Source organism: Chryseobacterium sp. BGA-UO-ETr-SB22 (assembly GCF_059567885.1).
In genome coordinates, this window is the sequence record NZ_JCAQOV010000005.1 from 2844476 (window position 1) to 2861752 (window position 17277).

General features: G+C 36.9%; 18 protein-coding genes. 11 read left to right on the top strand and 7 right to left on the bottom strand.

The features are described 5' to 3' along the window. Window positions 1-8 precede the first annotated feature (8 nt). Window positions 9-2207, bottom strand: coding sequence for an ATP-binding protein (locus tag AC57AW_RS20235; RefSeq protein ID WP_496353331.1), 2199 nt, complete (start codon window positions 2205-2207; stop codon window positions 9-11). 366 nt (window positions 2208-2573) lie between these two features. Here AC57AW_RS20235 and AC57AW_RS20240 point away from each other — a divergent pair, with 366 nt between their 5' ends. The 6 genes from AC57AW_RS20240 (at window position 2574) to AC57AW_RS20265 (ending at window position 9779) form a co-directional block, all read left to right on the top strand. Further along, entirely contained in the window at window positions 2574-3623 is a 1050-nt protein-coding gene (locus AC57AW_RS20240; protein WP_496353332.1) for a linear amide C-N hydrolase, read from the top strand. A 170-nt stretch (window positions 3624-3793) separates the two neighbouring features. Further along, a complete protein-coding gene (locus tag AC57AW_RS20245; protein WP_496353333.1) occupies window positions 3794-4960 on the top strand; it encodes a porin in 1167 nt (388 codons plus the stop codon). Between the two features lie 20 nt (window positions 4961-4980). Further along, complete coding sequence (locus tag AC57AW_RS20250) at window positions 4981-6411, top strand: anion permease (RefSeq protein WP_496353334.1); 1431 nt, start codon at window positions 4981-4983, stop codon at window positions 6409-6411. 16 nt (window positions 6412-6427) lie between these two features. Continuing rightward, a complete protein-coding gene (locus AC57AW_RS20255) occupies window positions 6428-7084 on the top strand; it encodes a succinate dehydrogenase cytochrome b subunit (RefSeq protein ID WP_496353335.1) in 657 nt (218 codons plus the stop codon). Window positions 7085-7095: 11 nt separating this feature from the next. After that, a complete protein-coding gene (locus AC57AW_RS20260; protein ID WP_496353336.1) occupies window positions 7096-9012 on the top strand; it encodes a fumarate reductase/succinate dehydrogenase flavoprotein subunit in 1917 nt (638 codons plus the stop codon). A gap of 14 nt (window positions 9013-9026) precedes the next feature. Next, the gene (locus AC57AW_RS20265) at window positions 9027-9779 is read left to right on the top strand and encodes a succinate dehydrogenase/fumarate reductase iron-sulfur subunit (protein ID WP_496353337.1); all 753 of its coding nucleotides are present in this window, start codon (window positions 9027-9029) and stop codon (window positions 9777-9779) included. A 122-nt stretch (window positions 9780-9901) separates the two neighbouring features. Here the strand turns inward: AC57AW_RS20265 and AC57AW_RS20270 are convergent, their stop codons facing one another. From AC57AW_RS20270 to AC57AW_RS20290, 5 genes are all read right to left on the bottom strand, one after another. Next, complete coding sequence (locus AC57AW_RS20270) at window positions 9902-10675, bottom strand: cyclase family protein (RefSeq protein WP_318846882.1); 774 nt, start codon at window positions 10673-10675, stop codon at window positions 9902-9904. A gap of 172 nt (window positions 10676-10847) precedes the next feature. Beyond that, window positions 10848-11705, bottom strand: coding sequence for a GLPGLI family protein (locus AC57AW_RS20275; RefSeq protein WP_496353338.1), 858 nt, complete (start codon window positions 11703-11705; stop codon window positions 10848-10850). Between the two features lie 66 nt (window positions 11706-11771). Continuing rightward, window positions 11772-11975: a bacteriocin-like protein gene (locus AC57AW_RS20280; protein WP_496353339.1), complete on the bottom strand. Its 204-nt coding sequence runs from the start codon at window positions 11973-11975 to the stop codon at window positions 11772-11774. A 239-nt stretch (window positions 11976-12214) separates the two neighbouring features. Next, complete coding sequence (locus AC57AW_RS20285) at window positions 12215-13177, bottom strand: hypothetical protein (protein WP_496353340.1); 963 nt, start codon at window positions 13175-13177, stop codon at window positions 12215-12217. Between the two features lie 62 nt (window positions 13178-13239). Beyond that, on the bottom strand, window positions 13240-14253 hold the full coding sequence (locus AC57AW_RS20290; RefSeq protein ID WP_318846880.1) for a nucleoid-associated protein: 1014 nt from the start codon (window positions 14251-14253) through the stop codon (window positions 13240-13242). Window positions 14254-14717: 464 nt separating this feature from the next. Between AC57AW_RS20290 and AC57AW_RS20295 the strand changes: the two genes are divergently transcribed. The 5 genes from AC57AW_RS20295 (at window position 14718) to AC57AW_RS20315 (ending at window position 16645) form a co-directional block, all read left to right on the top strand. Continuing rightward, on the top strand, window positions 14718-14882 hold the full coding sequence (locus AC57AW_RS20295; protein WP_496353341.1) for a hypothetical protein: 165 nt from the start codon (window positions 14718-14720) through the stop codon (window positions 14880-14882). Window positions 14883-14893: 11 nt separating this feature from the next. After that, complete coding sequence (locus tag AC57AW_RS20300) at window positions 14894-15250, top strand: DUF7674 family protein (RefSeq protein WP_318846878.1); 357 nt, start codon at window positions 14894-14896, stop codon at window positions 15248-15250. 80 nt (window positions 15251-15330) lie between these two features. Beyond that, window positions 15331-15462 (top strand): hypothetical protein, encoded by a 132-nt coding sequence (locus AC57AW_RS20305; protein ID WP_318846877.1) that lies wholly within the window; start codon window positions 15331-15333, stop codon window positions 15460-15462. Window positions 15463-15513: 51 nt separating this feature from the next. Then, window positions 15514-15909, top strand: coding sequence for a DUF7674 family protein (locus tag AC57AW_RS20310; protein WP_318846876.1), 396 nt, complete (start codon window positions 15514-15516; stop codon window positions 15907-15909). Window positions 15910-16042: 133 nt separating this feature from the next. Continuing rightward, window positions 16043-16645: a hypothetical protein gene (locus tag AC57AW_RS20315; RefSeq protein WP_496353342.1), complete on the top strand. Its 603-nt coding sequence runs from the start codon at window positions 16043-16045 to the stop codon at window positions 16643-16645. A gap of 68 nt (window positions 16646-16713) precedes the next feature. On the opposite strand, the gene AC57AW_RS20320 is transcribed toward AC57AW_RS20315, so the two are convergent. Continuing rightward, a complete protein-coding gene (locus AC57AW_RS20320) occupies window positions 16714-17226 on the bottom strand; it encodes a thioredoxin family protein (protein WP_496353343.1) in 513 nt (170 codons plus the stop codon). Window positions 17227-17277: the final 51 nt, after the last annotated feature.

A 17277-nucleotide genomic window follows, 5' to 3' on the forward strand; every position in this document is an offset into this window, starting at 1 on the left:
AAAGTTTCTCAAATATAAGGCTTTTTGAACGTTAAAATAAAGGAAGTTCCCTCACTACTGCTTTCATAATCCACATTTCCTCCTATTCTTTTCATGATACGGTGTACAATAGACAGCCCTACTCCATTTCCTTTAAATTTCTTGGCATTGTCCATCCTGTTGAAGATTTTAAACATCTTGTGCTTCTCCTCTTCAGGAATACCGATACCATTGTCAGAAATCCTGTAAATAACAGTCTGCCCGTCTTCTGTCCCTTCAATTTCCACTTTCGGAAGATCTTTGTGGGATGAATATTTCACGGCATTATTGATGATATTCAGGAATACCTGATGAAGCATGGTTTTATCAGCCAATACATCCGGGCATTCCTTAATGATAATTTCACTATTCGGACTGCCGTAGGTCATCTTGGCATTTAGAGAAATTTTTTCAATCGTATGAGCCGTTTTCAGACTTTCAAGCTGTATTTCACTATGCTTGGCGCGGCTGAGCTGCAGTACATCATGCATCATTTCCGCCATATTGTCGATTTCCTCGATAATCGTGTTGATTTTGGTTTTGCTTTTTGTAGAATCATTGGTAAGATTTCCCAAAAGCATTTGTGCATTCAGTTTCATTACTGTAAGCGGAGTTCCCAGGTCATGTGAAATCGTGTAAGAAAAACTATCAAGTTCGTCATTCACTTTTTTCAACTCATCATTAAGCCTTTTAATGGCATTATAATTTTTGTGAGAGGTTTCTAAAATCAAATCTCTTACAGCCTGTACCGCACTTACGTTTCTGGAATTCCATCTTTTAGAATTCCCTTTGATATTTTCTGTAAAAATGTGGAAGGAAGTTCTCGGTGATACCATTTGCTTTTCTTCTCCATTCTGAGAAAATACACCTATTTTTTTCTCCGGATTGCCAGCCCAGTTGATATGTTCATCAAATTCTTTCCGAAACCAGATCAGCATTTCATTTTTATCTCTTTCAATAAAATAAATAATCATACCTGCAGCATTTTTAGGCACATCCAGTTCTCCACCGTGATCCTTAAGGAAGCTGCGGTTCACATAGATCCGTTCATTGGTATTCTCAAGTGCCCACTGTACAATTCTACTAAGACTTTCCGGATTAGGAGTTTTACCGTCTGTTACGATGCTCTCATCCGAAACAATGGCAAGCCCATCTGCCTCGGGTAAATTTCTGATCTCTGTTTTACACTCAATAAGAGAATCAAACAGAATATTATGTTTTAAGAACTCCGTTTTAAGCTGAGATACTTTCTCATTCAGTTCCAAACGGTAATTCAGTTCGCTTTTGGATTTAAATGATGAATAAGCATTCGCAGCCAGAGTCGTGAAAATTCCGGCCTGTACCCTGTCTTCAAGGTCAATATGCTTAGGCTCTACATTCTGGCAGGTTACCAACCCCCAAAGATGATCATCAATAATAATTGAAACACTGAAGCTTGAAGCCGCTCCTGAATTTTTAAGATACTGCCCGTGAACAGGCGACATTCCTCTGGATGCAGAGAAAGTAAGGTCAATATTTTCAGGACTTTTGCTCAAAATAGGAACCGTATCCGCATATACATTGCTGAAGATTCTCTTTCTTTTTTTCAGATAAAGATCCCGTGCCTGTTTTGGAATATCAGACTCCGGATAATGAAGCCCCAGAAAACTTTCCATATTCTCATTTTTCTTTTCAGCGATTACTTTTCCTGAACCATCCATCATGAATTTGTAAACCATCATACGGTCATAGTTCACCACCTTCGACAGGGTTTCCAGAAGATGATTCCAGAGCTCCTTTTCATTATCGATGATGTAAAAGTTATCGTACTTATTTGAAATCCGTTTATTAGGGTTAATCAGAACTTCTTCAAACTCCATGAAGATATAAAGTTCACTTCTGAAAACAGAAAAATGGTACTCTGTATCACCAATAAAAATCTTGTCAAAATAAGTTTCATTCTTCCTTCTGGTAAACTTATCCAGTGAAGTATAGATTTCTGAATCAATAATGCTTTGAAAACTTTCCGGAAAGTCAGCAAGCTTTCTTCCGAACAGCTCCTCTGAACTCCCGATTTTAAATATATCCGAAATATTCCGGCTAAAAAAAGTAATGGTATGGGACTCCGCATCAATGCCAATCAAATAACCAAAACTTTGTATAGAACCCGGAATATGGATAGGTTCTTCATGGCATTCTATAAAATTCATATATCTCTTCAGTCTAACTATCAAATATAGTGCTTTTTGAAACAGCTTTCTATTTTGTGGTACCTATTTCAAATTTCTGCCCCTTCTATTTTCATACAATACACCTGTAAAAAACACATTAAAATATTCTTCATTTTCACCTCTTTTTTATGAGATATATCTAAAATTTACAAAAAAAAATCCATTAATCACGTTTTCACTCTTTAACCATGATTCATAACATGAATTACACATTATTAACCTTAATAATTATTTTATTTAAACAAATTTATCTAAATTTATATCACCAAATAATGAATATGATCAAAATTAATTGAATTATTCACAATAAATTCAATATAAAATTTAAATTCAAATAATACTATTATGAAAAAGTTCCCATTAATTTTATTTTCTCTGGTCCTCTCTATAGGATTATGGAATCCATCAGAAGCATGTACAAGAGTAGTTTACAAAGGCCCTCAGAATACCGTTATTACAGCCCGTTCTATGGACTGGCGTGACGAAATCCCTGCTAACCTGTGGGTGTTCCCAAAAGGAATAGACCGCAACGGACTAGTAGGCTCTAAATCTGTAAAATGGAATTCCAAATATGGAAGCCTGATCAGCTCTTCCTGGGATATTGCATCTGCAGACGGAATGAACGAAAAAGGACTGGTTGCCAACCTTCTTTGGTTAGGAGAATCCCAGTATCCGAAATTTGATGGAAAAGGAAGTAAAAAGGGACTTGCCATATCATTATGGGCACAATATTATCTCGATAATTTCGCCACAGTAAAAGAAGCAGTAGAATTTTCACGAAAAGAACCTTTCGTTATTGTAAGTGATTATATTCCTGGGACGGAAAGATTTACAACAATTCATCTTTCCATTTCCGATGCTTCAGGAGACAATGCCGTATTTGAGTATATTGACGGTAAACTGGTTATTCATCATGATCCGTCTTATACGGTAATGACCAATTCTCCTGTTTTTGAAGAACAGCTGGCTCTAAACAATTACTGGAAAGGAATTCCGGGAACGGTAATGCTTCCGGGAACTAACCGAGCTGCAGACCGCTTCGTAAGAGCTTCTTACTATGTGAATGCAATACCGCAGACTGCTGATACCCGTACAGCTATAGCGAGTGTTTTCAGTGTCATCAGAAATTGTTCCGTCCCTTATGGAATTACTTCTGCAACAGAGCCTAATATTTCATCAACCAGATGGCGCTCTGTATCAGATCAGAAAAACCTGGTATATTATTTTGAAACGGTTTTCACACCGAATACTTTTTGGGTAGATCTTAAAGATTTCGACCTAAGTGCTAAGGGAAAAGTGATGAAACTGGATCTGAGTAATAACAACACTTACAACGGTAAATCCAATGCAAATTTTAAAGAATCTGCACCGTTCACATTCTTAGGATTAAAATAGATATTTCATCACAACAATGCTTCTGCTTAGCAAAATAATACCCTAAGCATACTGCATTATGATTAACCGAACACCATTTTCTTTCTCTGAAGGAAGTCAAATCAATATTTGCAAGTGGTTATAAAGTCGGTGTGGTAAAATAATATTCACAGTAAAAAACAAAAATAGATATGGCCTTTTTTTCGATAAAAAAGAAAAGCCTGATCCTGTGCTTGCTGGCCTGCGGGTTATCAGCTTATGCACAAAATCAGGACTCTCTGAAGACCACCTCTCCTCCACAGGAAGAAGACAATGTAAAATATCCGCAACTGCAGATCAAAGGCCTTTTTCAGGCACGTTATCTGGTTGGGATGAGTAAAGATGTAGATGTTAATGGACTTCATCATATGGATGGTTCCGGAACTGATAATAATTTCATGCTTAAATACATGAGAGTTCAGGTTCGGGCACAGATCAGCAAACGCACAGAAGTTGTTGTTTTGGCCAATCTTGCCGATTTTAAAAATGATCCTAAAAGCAGGGTTCTTGAAAATGCTTATCTGAAGTATACTTTCAATCCTAAATTAGCCATTACAGTCGGTCAATTCAGACCTTGGTTTGGTATTGAAGAAACTTATCCCATTGATATTATTAAATCTTTAGACTGGTCTAATCAGTATACAGAATTCGGAAAACTGGGCTGGACGAGTTTCCAGATCGGAATGTCTGCTACAGGACAGCTTCAGCTGGGAGAAATTCCTTTCCAATACGCTGTTTCAGTGGTGAACGGAAATGGAAAAAACCAGATTAATGATAATGACAACGGAAAACAGTATTCTACCCGCCTTGTTTTTGGATTATCCAAAAAATACAATTTCAATGTAGGTTTGAATGGTGGTACTGGAGAAGTATTCAGTAAAAAAGTATATGCACTGGGAGTAGACCTAAGCTCACTGATTCAGTTTGATCCGAAATGGAGTCTTGATATGCAGCTGGAAGCAAAACAGGCTACCAACCATGTCCTGTATAACTCCATTGCACCTGAATTGAGACCTGAGAATCCTGACCAATATCTGATCCGCGGAGCATACTTCCTTCCAAATCTAAGATATGAGATCAACCACAAAAATCTGAGTGCCTTCGAACTGTCCTGCCGATATGAATATCTTGACACCAATTTCAGATTGGCTTCCAACCCAAGACAAACGATTACCCCGATGTTCGGCCTAGAATTCCTGAAAAATTACGGTGCAAGAATTCAGCTGGGAGTACAGTTTGACCGCTATAAATATCAGGTGGAAAACACCTCACAATACAACAATAATCTATTTATTGTGCAAGTGCAAAGTAGGTTTTAACCCATTAAATAGTTAGTATTATGAAAGAAATAAATATCAGAAACGTAGCGATCACATTTGTTGTTGCGTTGATCATATGGTTCATTCCTGCTCCGGAAGGTGTTGCCGAGAATGCCTGGCATCTGTTTGCCATTTTTGCAGCCACTATTTTAGGAATCATCCTTAAAGCTGCTCCAATGGGTACGATGTGTATGATGGCCATTGGTTTCACAGCCCTTACACAGGTTGTTGCTCCCGGAGATGCAGGAAAATCTATTACAAAAGCTCTTTCCGGTTTTGGAGATAAAGTAATCTGGCTGATCGGGATTTCCTTCTTTATCGCCAGAGGATTTATCAAAACAGGACTTGGAAACCGTATTGCCTTTCTGTTCATCAGAGTTTTTGGTAAAAGCTCATTGGGATTGGCTTACGGATTGGGCCTTGCCGATGTTTGTCTGGCACCTGCTATTCCGAGCAATACAGCAAGAGGTGGCGGAATTATTTACCCAATCATGAAGTCTATGGCGATAAGCTTTGATTCCGTACCTGACAAACCGGAAACCCATAGAAAATTAGGATCATTCCTGACGTTAAACAGTTATTATATGAACCTCATCGCTTCTTCTATGTTCCTTACCGGGACAGCAAGTAACCCGATGTGTCAGAAATTTGCAGCCAATCTGGGGATTGATATTACCTGGATGTCATGGGCTGCTGCTGGTTTTATTCCCGGTGCAGTAGCATTCTTTGTGGTTCCTTTGGTATTATACAAATTATATCCGCCAGAACTGAAAAAAACAGGTGATGCTCCGAAAATGGCCGCTCAGAAATTAAAAGAAATGGGACCTATCTCTAAAAATGAATGGCTGATGCTCTTGGCATTCTTTATTCTGTTAGCCCTTTGGATATTTGGAGGAGCGCTTTCTATTGATGCAACAACTACTGCATTTATCGGATTAACATTATTGCTGCTAACCTCAGTATTAACCTGGGAGGATGTAAAAAGTGAAAAAGGAGCATGGGACACCATTGTTTGGTTTGCCGTATTGGTAATGATGGCAAGTTCTTTGAATGAATTAGGCTTCATTGGCTGGTTCAGTAACCTTATCAAAGTTCAGATCGGAGGTCTGAGCTGGCAGGTAGCCTTCCCGGTTATTATTATCGTCTATTTCTTCAGTCACTATATTTTTGCAAGTGCTACAGCTCACGTAGCAGCCATGTATGCTGCATTGTTAGGGGTTGGTGTTTCTTTGGGAATTCCTCCTATGCTATTGGCGATGATGCTAGGTTTCATGGGTTCTATTTATGGTGTGCTTACCCATTACGGACACGGTCCTGCTCCGGTATTTTTCGGAAGCGGATATGTAGACCTGAAAGTATGGTGGCTCAGAGGTCTTGAAATAGGAATCGTTCTCTTGATCATTTATATGGTTGTAGGAGGATTGTGGATGAAAGTCTTAGGATATTATTAATTTTTAAATCAAAAATATGTTATCAACATTGTCAAGAAAAATGCTGATGTGCCTTACAGGACTCTTTTTGGGATTCTTCCTGTTGATTCATTTCCTTGGAAATCTTCAGCTTTTTCTGCCACAAGAGCAAGCACATCTGCAGTTTAATGCCTATTCGCATTTTTTATCTGGAAATATTATTATCAAAATAGTTTCTTACGTTTTGTATGCCAGTATTATTCTGCATGCTGTAGATGGATTGATTATTAGTTTAAAAAATAGAAAGTCCGGTGGCGGTTATCAGACAGACAGACGTGGAAGAGCCAGTAAATGGGCTTCCCGAAATATGGGAATCCTCGGAACCTTAATCCTGATCTTCCTAGTAATCCATTTCCAGAACTTCTGGTATATCTACAAATTCGGAAATCCTCCTTTGGATGAGAACGGAAATAAAGACCTATACATTTTAGTAGTGAATGTCTTTAAAGAATGGTGGTACGTTATCATTTATGTTTTATCAATGATCGCATTGTGTTATCACCTGATTCATGGAATATACAGTGCTGTAAGAACTCTGGGGCTTTATCACCCTAAGTTTGTACAATGGTTCAAAACTATCGGAATTGCCTATTCAATCATTATCTGTGTAGGTTTTGCATTGATGCCGGTGTATGTATTCTTTACTTATCATTAAACAGAACGGTCATGATTTTAGATTCGAAAATACCACAAGGCCCATTGGAACATAAATGGGAAAATTATAAAAAGAAAGCAAGACTCGTCAACCCAGCCAACCGTAAAAAACTGGATGTGATTGTTGTAGGAACGGGACTTGCAGGAAGCTCTATTGCAGCTTCTTTGGGAGAAATGGGATATAATGTCAAATCATTCTGTTTCCAGGACAGCCCGAGAAGAGCACACTCTGTGGCAGCGCAGGGAGGTGTAAATGCCGCTAAAAATTACAAAAATGATGGTGACAGTGTGTACAGAATGTTTGTTGATACCCTGAAAGGAGGAGATTTCAGAGCCCGTGAAGCCAATGTATACCGCATGGCAGAATGTTCTCTGAACCTCATCGATCAGGCCGTAGCTCAGGGAGTTCCTTTCGGACGTGAATATGGAGGGTATCTGAACAACCGTTCTTTCGGAGGGGTTCAGGTAAGCCGTACTTTCTATGCAAGGGGACAAACTGGACAACAGCTGCTGCTAGGAGCTTATCAGGCTTTAATGAGACAGGTTGGAAAAGGTTCGGTACAATTATTTTCAAGACATGAAATGCTTGATTTGGTTACGGTTGATGGTAAAGCCAGAGGAATTATCGTAAGGAATCTAGACACAGGAGATATTGAAAGACACGCAGCTCATGCTGTAGTACTGGCAACGGGAGGTTACGGGAAAATCTATTATCTGTCCACTCTTGCTATGGGATGTAATGGTTCTGCCATCTGGAGAGCTCATAAAAAAGGGGCTTTAATGGCTTCTCCAAGCTGGATTCAGGTGCACCCTACTTCTCTTCCGCAATCCGGAGATTATCAGTCTAAACTGACCTTAATGTCTGAATCATTACGTAATGACGGACGTATCTGGGTACCGCTGAAGGAAGCTGAAAACAGGCCAGTAAATGATATTCCGGAAAATGAGAGGGATTATTACCTTGAAAGAAGATATCCGGCTTTCGGGAATCTTGCTCCGAGAGATATTTCTTCCCGTGCTGCAAAGGAAAGAATTGATGCAGGTTTTGGAATCGGGCCTTTGAAAAATGCAGTGTATCTTGATTTCTCTAAAGCAATACAGGAACAGGGAAAGGATAAAATCAAAGAGAAATATGGAAATTTATTTGATATGTATCTTAAAATAACGGGATATGATGCCTATAAAGAACCCATGATGATCTCTCCATCTGCCCACTTTTCAATGGGTGGCCTTTGGGTAGATTATGAGTTGATGACTACCGTTCCGGGATTATTTGCTTTAGGTGAAGCTAATTTTGCGGATCATGGAGCTAACAGATTGGGAGCCAACTCTCTTTTACAAGCTTCTGTAGACGGATATTTCATTGCGCCTTACACCATTGCAAACTATCTGGCAGATGAAATTCACACCGGGAAAATTTCACCGGATTCGCCTGAATTTGAACAGGCTGAAAATGCCGTTAAAAACCAAATTACTGATTTTATCAATATCAAAGGAAGCAAAACTGTAGATTATTTCCACAAAACATTAGGAAAACTCCTGTACGATTATTGCGGACTTGCCAGAAATGAAGAAGGTCTGAAATATGCCATTCAGGAAATCCGAAAACTGAAAGAGGAATTTTATAAGGACGTAAGGGTTTCCGGACAGGGAGGTCAAATGAATACCGAACTGGAAAAAGCAGGCCGTGTTGCCGATTATTTCGAAATTGGAGAACTGATGTGCTATGATGCCTTAACCCGTAACGAATCCTGCGGTGCTCATTTCCGCGAAGAATTCCAGACTCCGGACGGAGAAGCCATGAGAAATGATGCAGAATACCAGTTTATCTCTGCATGGGCATGGGCAGGTGAAAATAGCGAACCAGAATTGATCAAGGAACCTTTAACCTTTGAAGAAATTCAGCCAACGGTAAGAAGTTACAAATAGAAAAACAGAAAATTATGGATTTACATCTTAAGATATGGAGACAGAAAGACAGAAAAAGTGAAGGGAAACTGGTAGGTTATGACCTGAAAGGATTGAATTCTCATATGTCTTTCTTAGAAATGCTGGATACATTGAACGAAAAACTGATCATCGAAGGTGATGAACCTGTAGAATTTGATCACGACTGCCGTGAAGGAATCTGCGGACAATGTGGAATGATGATTAACGGTATTGCCCATGGTCCTCTGAAAAATACAACGACCTGTCAGCTTCATTTACGGTCTTTTAAAGATGGTGAAACGATTCTGATAGAACCCTTCCGTGCCGAGGCATTCCCTGTAAAGAAAGATTTAAAAGTAGACCGCTCTGCTTTTGACAGAATTATATCTTCAGGAGGTTTTGTATCTGTAAATACAGGTCAGGCTCCTGATGCCACTGCCATTCCGGTTACCCACCAGACAGCCGAGGAAGCTTTTGATTCTGCGGCGTGCATCGGATGTGGAGCTTGTGTTGCTACGTGTAAAAACGGCAGTGCAGCTTTGTTTACGTCTGCCAAGATCACCCATATGGTTCTTCTTCCTCAGGGGAAAGAAGAAAGAAGCAAAAGGGTTCTGGATATGGTGGCTCAGATGGATACCGAATTATTCGGGCACTGCTCCAATACAGAAGCCTGTGAAGTGGAATGTCCGCAAGGAATTTCCGTACTCAATATCGCCAGAATGAATTTTGAGTATAGCAGATCATTGTTTTTCAGAAAGAAAAACTAGTCAAGCGAAAGAATAGAAAGATAAGAGGGTAAATTTGTCAATAGGCAGATTTACCCTTTTTTATTTTGTGCTAAATTACTGTGAGAACACCGATAAAATAGAACAAATTCTCCTTTTGCATTCTATTCATTCATCATCGCTACCACTCTTGCCGGAGCTGCAGAACCACCGACAATTTTAAGCGGAAATACACAGATTTTAAATCCGGATGGAGGTAATGCACTAAGATTTGTAAGCTGCTCAATGTGTAAATATTCTTTTTCGATACCTACGCGATGCCCTTCCCAGAAGAATTCGGGATCATTGAGTTCTTTGGCTTTCTGCGCCATATATTTCAGAGGAAGATCCCAACCCCATTGGTCGATTCCCATTACTTTCACGCCCTGATCAATCAGCCATTCTGTAGCTTCTTTGCTCATTCCGGTTCCTTTTTCTACAAAATCTGAGGTTCCCATCATTTTGTCACGGTCGGTTCTGATCAAAACAATATTTCCTTCCTCTATAGTAATTCCGTTCTTATCAAGGTCTTTTTTCAGATCATCTATAGTGATGGCCACAAAATCTTCTTTATGAGTACAATCAATCACAATTCCATCTCCAAAGCACCACTCCAAAGGAATCTGATCTATGGTTTTAGCCGGTTTGCCTTCTACGACAGGACCATAATGCCATGGAGCATCAATATGGGTTGTAGCATGAAGTCCCATATTTTTGATCGTGTCATCTGCCCAGCCCGTCCAGTTTTTAGGAAAAAGTCTCGCGGGAAGTCTTAGTGCCAACCGAATCAGCCAGTGTGATTTTCTGTGTGCTTTATGTTTAATTTTCACCCTCATGAACCAGGGGTCACCTGCATTGTATTGAATGGGTTTTGTAAGATCGACTATTTTTGTTTTCATATGATTCAGCTAAAGAAACAAAGATAGCTAATGAGGAGAAGAAGGCAAAGAGGAAACTTCAACCCCTTCCTAGTTAAATAAGAAAGGTCTCTTTTTAACAAAACAAGATTTCAGATTCTTGAATGTTTGATTGGGTTACAGTCTGATCAGTATACGAAAAAAGATCAGCTAGTTACTGATCTTTTTCTAATTCTATCGGGTTTTCGTATTTTTTATTTTCGTCTCTTTCCTTTTGTCTTTGCCTCATCATTTCTTGACCTTGTATAATTGTTGTTCCATAACTTGCAAGTACGGCGGCAGCATTGGCATCAGCATTTCTAACTGCTTGCTTTAATTTTTGCTGCGTGGTCTCTATCGCTTCTGTATATCTGCTTTTTTTAATGGTAATTAATTTACCTTTTAATTTAGATGCAGGTATAGATTTTATCAGCTCAAAATCAAAATCTCCTTTATCATCTGTTATTTTGACAATTAGTCCTGGTAATCCGCTAAACTTATATGGACCGTAAGGCAACGGGATTTCAGGAGAATACCATGCTATCCAGTTCCGACCTTTAAAAGTAACTTGTGCCTTTTTACAATTAATTGTATTAATTACTTTGGTCTCATCCGCAAGCTTCCAATTCTTTATTATTGGTTCTTTATAAGTAAGTAAAGACATTCCAACTGATTTAAAATATTGTATATTTTCGTTAGATTGAATTATGGTAAAAGATAAACCTGTTTTCGGAATCACAACTCCTTTTTTCCAACCAAGAGTTATACTGCCATCAGCATTCTTTGTAGTTGTTCCTGAATTTGCCATAACCGAATCACCTTTTAGCGATATAACACTGGCAAAAAATGCACGGTTATCTCCTATCTGTAATGAAAATTTTTCTTCATGTAGATAATCAGTTCGTGTGTCAAATTTTGCTTTTAATTGATAAGTGAATTCCCCACGCAGAGTATCCTGTTTGTATGATTGGGTAAAGAATATAGCACTATAAAATAAAATGAACAGTTGTATTAGTTTTTTATGGTAATGCATAAGAAATATTTTCATTATAAATTGCACTTATAATGTTAACTTTTACTATAAGTGCATTTACATTAATTAGGCTAGATTATTACTAGGTCCGTAATGAGAAGCTGCCTTACAATAATTTGCTTCAAGAGCTTCAACCCAAGCATTTGCTTGCTCTGCTGTCCAATCTTGGGTAGTGGTAGCTTGTACGCCACAAGAAGTTTCAGCATACCAAACTTGGCCTGCCTTTACAGTTTTAAGATCCTCACGAGTCATTTTTTTAATTTTTTTCATAAAATACATTTTTTAATTAGGTCTCAAATATATACAACAACCTCATATCTATAGGATGTTTTTTATTATGTTAAGCAGTTGATTTTCTGAAAAAAAATATATCTTTTACTTAATTTTTTTTCGTATAAAATTGAATTGATTTATCATATTACTTAAATAAAAAGCATTTATTAAAAAAATGCTTTTTGTTATTTTTATTTATGTTAAATAATTAATTCGATACATTACTTTATTTTACCCTAAAACCCTTTAGGAATCATAATTTTCTTCGGATCGTTCTCATCATACATGATTTCAATGCTTCCGTATTTAGGGACAGAAGAAAGATTTAAAAGGCTGACAACTTTCTTGTAAACGGTGATATGTTCAGTTCCTCTGAAATCTTTAAAACTTACCTGAAACATAATTTGTGGCTGATCATTTACAAGAAGACCCGTCTGGCTTACACTGATAATATTGGCTTCCGCATTTCTTCCTGAGAAGAGGATTCGTTCTTCTTTTTTATTTTTAAAAAGCCTGCTGATCAGTAACTGAAAAACCAATATATAAATAAGGGTCATTACTCCACTGAAAATAATCGGGTGCATAAAAGTCAGAAATCTCCAGCCAAAATCAAAAGATTCCCTCATATAGAAATAATAATAGAGTCCGGTTATGTAAGCAATCAGAAATACAGCAAACACAATTCTTAAAACAATTCCGGAGGTATTGAATCCCACTTTCTGATCACTTAAAATAAAGTAAGGCTCCTGTGAAACGTTAGGATTAAGCAGAACCTTCACCTTATTTCCGACATCAAACCTTTTTTCCTTTGGCTTGGAGTCGTGAAACATCATTTCATGTTCAATCAATGTATTTCTGAGATTAGGAAACGAAAGAACAATCTGAATAATATTCATATTGGTTTTCGGAATATACTTCAGGAGTTTATAGTTGATGATTTTTGCGTCTCTCGGAATTCCGTTCCGCAATATAGATTGAATAGTATTCTTCTCTTTAAAGGTCTTTATAAAAAGAATATTGACAAAAAAGGCAATAACATACAGCCATATAAGCAAAGAAAAACCGAGATATCCATAGCTCACAGCTAATGAATTTCTCGGTTCTGTCGCCAGTTCCTCACCCATCATATAGATGAAAATGGGAAAAGGAGCACTGAAAAAAAAGAAAAAAGCCCCCCAGAAAATGATCAAAAATTTCATAACTTTTATTTTGTGTGGTGAGATAAAGTTATGATATTATTATTGAATGGGAGAATTCTTTTTTATACCTCTTTTTCGAAATAAAGTCTGTAGTATTTTCCTTTATCATCTTCCCCCATTTCCAGTTTCTGTCTGTCTCCGTGGATGTAGATATGGAAATTTTTATCAAGCTTAATGATACTTTTAAAGTGTCTTTGAGTCTTTTTTACCGCTGCTTCACTGATTGGAAATTCTTCAGCAATATTCACCTGCATATCCTGTTCGTAATCTGTTTTAAAGTTCACAAAACTTTCAATCACGTGCTCATCTCCCAATACTTCACTGGCAAATTCATCCAGTTTAAACTCTTCTTTTTCCTTGAAGAAATTGATAGATTTATTCAGGAAATCGGCCTGGTCTGCTTTGGAAACTTCAAATTCCTGAGGAAGCTGTTTTGTGATATAGTCTTTATAGACCATCAAAGCTTCCTGCGTGTGAAAATATTCATCATCACGCTGCTTTACTTTCAGGAAATCTTCGAACCAATAGTACATATCTCCGTTTTTGTTGTTATCAACTACAGAAAGTACATATCCGGTTTCTTTATTGTTGTTGTAGATCAAAGCCGCTTTATCAATTTTAGACAAACCGATTCCCTGATCTTTTTCAATATCAAATGTTTCTTCGGAAGGATTAATTTTCAAGAAAGATTCTCTCTTCTCCGTTTTAAAGATCCCGATTTTGTCTACTCTATCCGGACGGTCACTTTCATCTTCAAAAAGAACAATGAAAAGTTCCCCACTCTGAACTCTTGGGTTTTCTGCAGCTTCGAAAAGATGCTTTGCAAGGTTTTCAGATTCCCAGATAAATTTGGATTTGTCATCAAAAATTTCTGATACTGCACTGTAAACCGGATTATTCACCAGGTAAGTATCACTATAAAAATGGAAAGTTTCTTCCGATTTAAAAGAACCTAAAAAGTAATCCTCAAGCATTTCTGCCATTCCTTCTTCCAGCTTCAATTCCTCCTGCGAAAGCGTCAGAGAATCTCCATTGATTTTATTTCCGACTCTGTGTACTATTATTTTTGAAAACATTTTTCTGAATATTTGGACTGCAAAGATATTCATTCTTATTCTTTCTGCGAAACTTAAAAATAATATTGATTTTGGTAGAATGTAAACTTTATTTTCTACCACAAAAGGCACAAAAGGTTTTATTTTAAACACTTTAGCACATTTTAGAAGGTTAATGATAACACTAAAAAGTTCACTAAAGGTGAAAATCTAAGATTTTCAAAACTTATGAGTACTTCTTATACATAAAGCTGGTGACCTTAAATAATTTAACAGTTCAACTCTTTTGTGACTTTGTGGTGAGTTTTAAGGCAAGTAATTTATTCTTAAACCTTCTCCATTTTGATAAAATCCTTATCATTTTGACATGCTTTTTTAATTAAAAACAACAAGGATAAAACCACAATAAACTAAATAACAGTAGTTTATATAAAATCCATTTCCAACGGAATACCATTGGCATCATGATTTGAAAACATAGAAATATGGACTTAAAGACTTTAAACAGAATAGACAAGCTGAGAAGATTAAAAAGCAGAGGACCTGAAACTCCAAAGTGGCTGAAGCCCTATCATCTGCTCTTCTTTGCTTTTTTAACCATTTTCATCTTTGGCGCCATCATCAGAATGCTGGAACAAACTCACCATTAAAATATAATATTATGAATTATCTACAAGCCGTAAAGGAAATCACAGATGTGGTTCCTGATTTTGAACAAGAAGTGAAAGAAATCAAAATTCAAAACTCCTACAGCATCATCCGCACTTTCACAGAGCGTATTAAAAACATGATCCGCCAAAATGACAGAAATCTGCTGTTCAGAAGTTTACAGAAAATGGACAAAATTTACACTGACGGAGATACGGTATTAAAGAATGCTATTGAGACTACTTTTATCTATTCTCTGGACAATTGTACCGCTTTCTGCAGTGAAGAATACAGAAAAGTGATTTTTAGTCACATTTCTACCAATCTTCAGAAGGTGTATTCAAGACAAATTTACAGTCACGGTATATAGGTTTTATTACATTTTTTATCCGTTTCATTACAAAGTGTTTAAATTAAACAAAATTAAAAATAACTCACAATCAATAGATTATGAAAAATAAAATAAGAAGGATTTCAGACTGGAAAACCTGGAAAACTACGACTAACAGACACAATGCAGAGATATTACTCACTCACATCGCTGTGATAGCAGGAGTATTTATTTTTGCAGCATGCCTTTAAATTTTGGTATACATTTCGCTGCAATAAAAAGTGTTTGAAAAATTCTAAATTATGATGAAAGTACAAATGCAAACTATTAATCAAAAAATAGCTGTTGAATACTTAAAATTTTTCTATCCGCCACTTCGCAATGAAATCACACAATTGTCTGTTCAGGACAATTTCGCTGGGATCATGCAGGCTACCGTGAACTATCTGAAGAATCTTTTACAGGAATCTAAAATCAGTATTATTGCCCATCACCTTAAACTGATGGACTCAATCTATAAAAATGGGGATTCTTATGTAAGAACCATGATTGAAAATCTGTTTATAAGATCCTTTGAAAGCTTCAAAAAACACGCAAAGATTCAACATTGGAAACTCCTTTATCAATATATGCCTGTAAGCTTCCAGATCATTTATAATGAACAACAGAAGCAGGATATGATGTATTTTGGGAAATAACATGTAAAATAAAAAGCAAAAAGGCAAATAAGTGAATTCGTCTTTTTGCTTTTTCGCTTTATTACTGACAAATGACACCCTATTCTATTTCACCAAGACGTGTAAAACCTCTATTTTTGTAAAAAAAATAACGATGAAGTACCCTTTTTATGCTGCGATGATATCGCTCTCGATGATCTCATGTGGAAATAATGATAACACCATTGATGATCCGAAGCCAATTGATAAAGAAATGTATCAATTTGAATTCAAAAGCTATGCAGTAAAAGGAACCACTCTTTATACCGGATCATTCGGAAGTAAATCTAATCCTGATGAATCTTATCTAAACAAATACTGGAGCATGTACCAGGAACCTGCGTGGAAAAAGATAAGTCTTGATCTCACAAACAAGACCATCAAATTGATTTCTGAAACCTCATCTACAGATTTCACGTATAGTTTCACGATCGAAAATGACTCTGTACTCATCAAAGAGAATAATACTAATAAACCAACTTACATTGGTGATTTCAATAAAGAGAATTCTACCTTTACTTTGAAGAGAACATTACAGTATATGAAACGTGAATCGAGAGAAAGTGGTAATGGTCTGACGGTTGTTCAGAATGTATCTTTTGGCACTACCCAATATGACAATATGTTTGGAATTCTTTTTATCACTCCATCTGATATGACAAAATCAGGAGATCAGGTTTTATGGACGAATATTGAATATTACTATAAGAAGCTTTAATCAACCGATGATATAATAAAAATCCCTCCAATGAATTCGTTGGAGGAATTTTTCTATTTTTTTAAGTCTTATTTCTTCACAAATACCTTTTCTATGGTCTGTGCTTCTTCATTATTTAGTTTTGAGGATTTTTCCAGCTTGGCAATGAAAGTGGTTACTTCTTCCGGCGTGGCTGGTGATCCCAGATTTTCTCCTTTGGCATTAAAGGAATCTGCCAATACTTCTCCTTTTGGATTTAGAATCAGCCAGAAAGGAAGTCCTGCATTTTCACCTTTATATTTATTCATCAGATCTTGTCCACCTGGGTTTTCAAGGCTTTTCTTGTCACCTCTTTCCTGAACATCTACATAAGCAGTAACAAATCGTTTATCAAAAATAGGTTTGGCTTCAGGAAGATCCATATTTTTCTCCATCATCTTGCACCATTTGCACCATGAAGCATGGAATACCAGTAAAACATTTTTCTTGCCTGCTTTAGCTTCTTTGAAAGCTGTATTTAATACTACATCTGCTTTTTCCTGTGCGGCTCCTAACTGAAATAAAAACAGAGTAACAACGATAATAATTTTAGAGTATTTCATTCTGAATTTTTGTTTAAATCTACACGAATTTAAGTATTTTTCTTTAACAAT